Genomic DNA, 6307 nt, shown 5'->3' on the forward strand with positions numbered 1-6307 from the left:
TATTTTCACGGATGTTTTTTCCGCTATTTTATCCTGCCCGGAGATATAAGCCTCATAATTTTTATATAAGACAAGCTGACTGAAAAAGCCCGATGAAAACTGAACAAATGCAACCAAAAGATAAGTCTGCACAATATTAACATAATAAGAATCGTATAGCGCCGGACTGCTCAGGAAAAACATCTCAATAATATATAATACTATAACAGACAAAAAACCCAGAAATCCATAGACAAATCCGGTTTTTATAACTCCCGAAACAGGGAATTTCTCATTCAAATTATTTTCTTCCATTCTTAAAATACCTCAAAACTCCAGTTGCCTTCCCTTCCGAAAAGAGAGTCAATTTTTATTGTACAACCGCTGCAGTCTGCCGGCAGCGGATCTGTTTTAAGACTGAATCCAACCGCATCACCGTCCCATCTCCGGCCGGAAAATGCAGATGTGAAATTCTCCGGGTTTCTGCCGCAGGCAGTAACCTGTCCAATGGCCTGAGGTTCCGGCGGGCTGTTTCTTCTTGCCTCAGGCGTTGCCGCATCTTTTATGAACATTGCATGGACAACAAAATAATAAAGCGAGTGTTTCCTGTTGAATTCAACTGATTCCAGTTTAACATTCAAATCACCGCATCTTACAGAAACAGACGGATAATAGCTTTTATTAAGAGCCCCTTTTTCCTTCACATCATCAGGGCGGTTATCATCAAGCATTCCGGGAAGAACAGGTGTTATCATTGCCCCGGCAAACATTTTATGCAGATATATCGTCCCGTTTTCTGCGACAATGACCGTCACCGTCTTTCCAGCCCGGCCGGGATCAGTTTCCGGCTCAAATACAAATTTGTAGAGCTTTGTTCCATCATCTGCCCATAAAATACCAGTCTGCGGCGATTTTAGCTCTTCACCAATTGATTCGTTTAATAAAAGACTGTCATTTAAGGCAATTGAAAACGCCTCGTCTTCTGTTATCCCCTGAAAAATATCACTTTCTGCCTGAAGACATCCCGGCATGCATATTGTCAGAAGAACCAGCAGACTAATTTTAATTAAAACTATTTCAGATTTCATCACTGCATCACATCAAATTCCCATTTTCCGGATGTTTCAAAGAGGGAGTCAATTTTTATCATCAGAACAGTTGTATCAGAAGGAAGCGGATTTGCTTTTACAGAAAATGCAGAGCCTTTGATACCTTTTTCAGGGTAGGCAAATGATGCCCAGCCGGTTGTATAATATCCGTCAAATTCTTCTCTTATCTGAGAATTCACAATTATTTTCCCTTTGGGTTTAGGATTTAGCGTGGTTATTTTTGTAAGATCCTCTGCCATATGGGTATAATTCTGTATCATATCAGAATCGGCTGAAAAGTAAAATAAAGAATAATCCTCCTGGCATTCGACAGACAACAGAGTCACATTAATACCATTTTCCAATACAGAGATCCCGGGATTTGCAGAAAAAATAAGCGCACCTTTTTCCTTTACAGATTCAGGAATAGATTTTTTGTTTTCAAAATACTCAGGTGGTATTTTATGAATAGGCTCATTTATACCGTTTTTTCGTGACAGGATACTGCCATTAATACCAGACACCAAAATTTCGGTTATCATATAATCCTGAGTCTGAAATCTGAAGAGATAATTTACAGATCCTTCTTCTGATGCTATCTCGTCAACTGTATAATATTCTGATAAATTTCCGGATGATACCTGTGACAAACTCAAATCACCGGATGCAACTTTATAAGCCTCATCCTTATCTATTGCCTGACCGGAGTCATTTAAACCCGTGCATCCTGAAAAGAAACATAAAATAATAAAAATTGCTGCAATATAAAATTCATGCCCTGAGTTATTCAGAATATTTCCCCCTTTTTTAGATAAAACCTGTTTTATAAAACAGGCACATTTTTAAAAAAGTTTGATCTTTTATAAGATATATATTATTATTTAGTTTTATTATTAAATTGAGGGAGACAGACTGTAAAACAACACCCTCCAAAAATAAAAACAGATTTCGGGTAAACTTTTTTATTATACGGTGTAAAATACTCATTACAAAAAGATTATTTCGATTAAATTTGTGCACTAATCAGATTATTCCCGGGATAAATTCAGACTGGATAAATCACAAAACTATACATATAATTTTTTATCGGAATTCAAAAAGGAGTACTGAATGAAATGAAAGATATCAAAACAAATATAATATTTTTACTTCTAATTACAATTTTTGCACTTGCACTATCTGTCTGCCCGGCATCAGCCGTTGATGAAGGAACAATCACTATTAATCTTGATCTTGGAGAGACATCAGATACTTATAATGTACTTACATATTCGGGATCTGTTAACAACGCTAACTTCACTACATTAACCTGGGATTTCGGTGATGGCTCAACTGACACAACAAACATGGGAGTTTCAAAAACCCATACCTATTCAGATGAAGGATCATATACCGTAACTGTTAATTCAACATCATCATTTGACGAAAACATAATTTCTAATACAGGGTCAGTTGAAGTTGAAGAACCGGAGCCATTACAAACATCAACAATCACAATAGACTCAATTACAGCTTCCGGAACCACGTGGGCAGATTACAATATAGTTACATATTCAGGCTCAATTTCCAACGGAACTGCCAGTTCATGGAGCTGGGATTTTGGCGACAGTTCTTCGGCTGCAACAGGCAGCAGCACCGGAACACACACCTATTCTGAAGCCGGCACTTATGACATAACTCTGACCGTAACATCAGAAGACAGCACTGTGTCAAACACACCAACAAAGTCAGTTACAATTACAGAACCGCCACTTGTGGTTACCATGGATTTGGAACTTGATGAGGATGATGAGGAGCTGACCTATGCCAGCACAACCGACGGAGCAGTTTCATGGTCATGGGATTTTGATGATGACAGCACTGATTCCACACTCGAAAGCGGTACACATATCTACACGAAATCTGATGAATTTTCTGTAAAACTCACTGTCACAAGTCCGGCGGGAAATACATCATCAAAAACCGAGACAGTTGAGCTTGATAAAGTTGTGGCTTATTTTACTACTGATAAGGCTAGCGGCAGTGCACCTCTGACTGTAAAATTTGAGGATGAATCTGACGAAAATGATTATACAGACGATGACATTGTGCAATGGGTCTGGGATTTTGATGACGGAAGCACCAATACAGTGATCAAAAAAGGAACAGACCCTGACATAACACATATTTTCACAAAAGATGGCGACTATGATGTAACTCTGACTGTTACAGATGATGACGAAGATACAGATTCATATAAGATGATAATCACAGTCGATGATGACGTCGCACCGACAGCCGAATTTGGTTTATACAGTGATGATTATGATAAAAAAGGAAAAGCACCTTTTGCAGTCAGGTTTATTGATGAATCAGAACCATGCGAAGATACGAACAGCACCATCAACACATGGTACTGGGAATTTATCAATGAGAATGGGAATGTTATAAGGGAATATGGACCAGGAGATTCATCATATTATCAGAATCCTCCCAGCTATACTTTTTCGGAGGCAGGCCTGTATACAATACAACTTACAGTCACCGATGAAGACGGTGCAACAGATACCGAAACAAAGAAAGACTTTATTGAAGTAACACTCGGCCTGTCTGCAACATTTACTGCATCCCCGACATCCGGCAATTCCCCTCTCACAGTCAGTTTTACAGCAGCAGACGGCAAAGACAATGATTATGCAATTGATACATATTACTGGACATTTGGAGACGGTTCGATTGCCTCAACAACCACCCGCACCACATCCCACACATATACAAAAGCAGGGACCTTTACTCCCAAACTTAAAGTCACAGACGAAATGGGCTATACTTACACATACACAAGAGAAAACTACATTACTGTAAATGATATCTCATCAGCTACTGCAGCCCCAACATATACTATAGCACCAACATCCACAGAAAATACAGTTATCACAACAGATGCATCAGCAGGAACAAAAATATTCGGCCTTCCCGGAACGGAATTCTTCAGAAGTGAAATGACCAGGTTTTACGGATTTTATGATGAATACCTGAGTTTACTGATCGGTATTTTCGGGATGAGCTAAAAAAATCTTATATTTTCCTTTTTTCAGGACATTCACTGACAGACAAATCTATATATATTATAAATGCACATCACCTTTGCATGTCAGATGAGATCCGGGGAATTGCAGTATATCCCCTAAAAAAATTCAATCTCAAAAAAAATGAGAACAATGATTTTTTTACGCCTGATAAGAATTTGGTTCCAACAGACTGCAAATCAGGTTCTATCAGATGTTATGAAAAAGTAAGTACTCCCATGGAACCCGCTGTCCCTTATAGAATTGTATGCAATATAAACATAGAAAATAAATTAGACTTAAACAAAATCGGAGTTAAAGGTTTAATAATAAAAACCTTCGGAGCACCTATTCCTAACAGTGATCTTGTAAGAAAAACACTTAGTAATGATCCCGATAAAAATGGCTATGTACGGCAGTCATGGGACTGGCCTAAAAATCCGGATTGGAAAAAAGCAGGAATTTACGAAGTTGAACTTGAATTGATTATAAAAAAGACTCCTGGAGGGAACCAGGAAACATCCACAATATTCCCATTCACCGTAGAATTTACAAAGCCGGACTATAAAAACGGAAATAATATCGACCCGGACTGTACCTGAAATTAACTGACGAAATCTGCAAAAACTCTTAATCTTTTCATTTTATCAGGAGATTTTTTAGAGACAAAACCAATATTTTTTTCACAAAAACACCCCTTTTTTAGAACCAGTTCACTATTTTACAAAAAAAGTATTTTTCCGGAATGATCCTTATTCAGATATACTTCAAATCCTTCGGAAAACTGTATATATTATTGCGTGCCATCAACCGTTACCTAAAGGGGGGATTTAAATGTTTAAAAAAGAGCCCAAAGAGAAGATGAAAGAGGGAAGGGAGAATTTCCTTGAACAGGCAAATGCAAGGATGAAGGATATCAAAGGGATGAGATCTGATATTAAAAGAAGAAAGAAGGATGCATCCAAAGATATTCAGAAAGAGCTTGATGACTGGGTTGTAAACCTTGATATGTACTTAAATCTTGCAAAAGTCGAGATTGAACTTGTTGACAACTCCACAGAGTATGAATGGGGAAAACTACGTGTGAGAGTTGATGAGGCAATCGGAAAGGCAGAAAGAGAAATGGAGATTGGTTACGAAATTCTTGAAAGACCTGAGGGAATTTCCGCCTGAATATTCTGCCCCGTTTAAAGGCATTTTTTTGTGATACTGCATAAATCTGCCGCAAATGCAAAAAGCATCTTTTTTATGCTATATCTGCTTTAGAAATAATTATGGGTCCTGATCAAAATCCCCGAACTCAGGAGACTATAAAAAAATAACAGCCATTATTCTGGCATTACTTATGATAATCCCGGTCTGTGTACTTGCAGTACCGGATTACAGCACACAGACAACTGAAACAGGAGATATAAAAATGACTGACAATAACTGGCGATTCCCGGGAGAATTCGAGGAACAGGATGCAGTCTGGATAGGCTGGCTCACAAAGGAGTACATGAAAGGTTACTACACAGATGACGTATTCGTTGAGATAGTGAAAGAACTCTCAGCCAATGTTAAAACAGTAATCTGTGTTCCTGATGAAGAACAAAAAAAGCATGTAAAAGATGTGCTTTTAAAAACCGGCATCTCAACTGACAATATATCATTTTACACACAGCAGTTTACAATGCTCTACTGGAGAGACTTCGGACCCATATTTGTCGTAAACGGCAACGGTGAGAAAAGAGTCAATGATTTCGGATTCAACTGCTGGGGCTATTTCCCTGATTATGATACCCAGTCAAGAATGATGGAGAAAATTGACAGGGACGTTGCAGAATATCTCGGGCTTGAGAGTGTTATGACAAGAATAATCGGCGAAGGCGGGGATCGCGAATTCAACGGTAAGGGCACACTTCTTGTAACCGAGGCCTGCGAATTCCAGAGAAATCCGAATCTTGCAAGAGAAGAGTTTGAAGCCGAATTTGAAAGGCTCTTTGGTGTCACAAATGTCATCTGGCTAAAACACGGCGCCGTTGAGGATGATCCTTACGATAACTCGGCACTTCCCGGACCGAACGGAGAAGGAATTGCATACAGGAGTGCTTCTGCAAACAACCACATGGATGAATACTGCCGCTTTGTATCGGAAGACACCATACTTCTTGCAGAAGTTACAGAAGAAGAGGCAAAAAAAGGACCTGTTGA

The 6307-nt window shown here is 38.8% G+C and carries 7 protein-coding genes; 4 read left to right on the forward strand and 3 right to left on the reverse strand.

The features are described from left to right. The 3 genes from ACTB1O_RS00675 to ACTB1O_RS00685 form a co-directional block, all read right to left on the reverse strand. Nucleotides 1–294, reverse strand: a 294-nt coding sequence (locus ACTB1O_RS00675) for a hypothetical protein (RefSeq protein ID WP_462993215.1), incomplete at its 3' end; no start/stop codon positions are given. A gap of 2 nt (nucleotides 295–296) precedes the next feature. Next, nucleotides 297–1067 carry a hypothetical protein gene (locus ACTB1O_RS00680; RefSeq protein ID WP_462993216.1) on the reverse strand — a complete coding sequence of 257 codons (771 nt, stop codon included), beginning with the start codon at nucleotides 1065–1067 and terminating at the stop codon, nucleotides 297–299. After that, nucleotides 1067–1717 (reverse strand): hypothetical protein, encoded by a 651-nt coding sequence (locus ACTB1O_RS00685; protein WP_462993217.1) that lies wholly within the window; start codon nucleotides 1715–1717, stop codon nucleotides 1067–1069. Before ACTB1O_RS00685 ends, ACTB1O_RS00680 begins: the two co-directional genes overlap by 1 nt. Nucleotides 1718–2182: 465 nt before the next feature. Between ACTB1O_RS00685 and ACTB1O_RS00690 the strand changes: the two genes are divergently transcribed. From ACTB1O_RS00690 to ACTB1O_RS00705, 4 genes are all read left to right on the forward strand, one after another. After that, nucleotides 2183–4117: a PKD domain-containing protein gene (locus ACTB1O_RS00690; RefSeq protein WP_462993218.1), complete on the forward strand. Its 1935-nt coding sequence runs from the start codon at nucleotides 2183–2185 to the stop codon at nucleotides 4115–4117. Nucleotides 4118–4197: 80 nt separating this feature from the next. Continuing rightward, a complete protein-coding gene (locus tag ACTB1O_RS00695) occupies nucleotides 4198–4716 on the forward strand; it encodes a hypothetical protein (RefSeq protein WP_462993219.1) in 519 nt (172 codons plus the stop codon). A 232-nt stretch (nucleotides 4717–4948) separates the two neighbouring features. Continuing rightward, on the forward strand, nucleotides 4949–5287 hold the full coding sequence (locus ACTB1O_RS00700; RefSeq protein ID WP_462993220.1) for a hypothetical protein: 339 nt from the start codon (nucleotides 4949–4951) through the stop codon (nucleotides 5285–5287). 172 nt (nucleotides 5288–5459) lie between these two features. Further along, nucleotides 5460–6307 (forward strand): agmatine deiminase family protein (locus ACTB1O_RS00705; RefSeq protein WP_462993221.1); only part of this gene is annotated, 848 nt, incomplete at its 3' end.

This window comes from Methanomicrobium sp. (assembly GCF_055145805.1).

Excerpts from the sequence above, each read along its gene's own strand:
- ACTB1O_RS00680 (WP_462993216.1), bottom strand. The coding sequence starts at position 1,067 with ATGAAATCTGAAATAGTTTTAATTAAAATTAGTCTGCTGGTTCTTCTG.
- ACTB1O_RS00690 (WP_462993218.1), top strand. The coding sequence starts at position 2,183 with ATGAAAGATATCAAAACAAATATAATATTTTTACTTCTAATTACAATT.
- ACTB1O_RS00695 (WP_462993219.1), top strand. The coding sequence starts at position 4,198 with ATGTCAGATGAGATCCGGGGAATTGCAGTATATCCCCTAAAAAAATTC.
- ACTB1O_RS00700 (WP_462993220.1), top strand. The coding sequence starts at position 4,949 with ATGTTTAAAAAAGAGCCCAAAGAGAAGATGAAAGAGGGAAGGGAGAAT.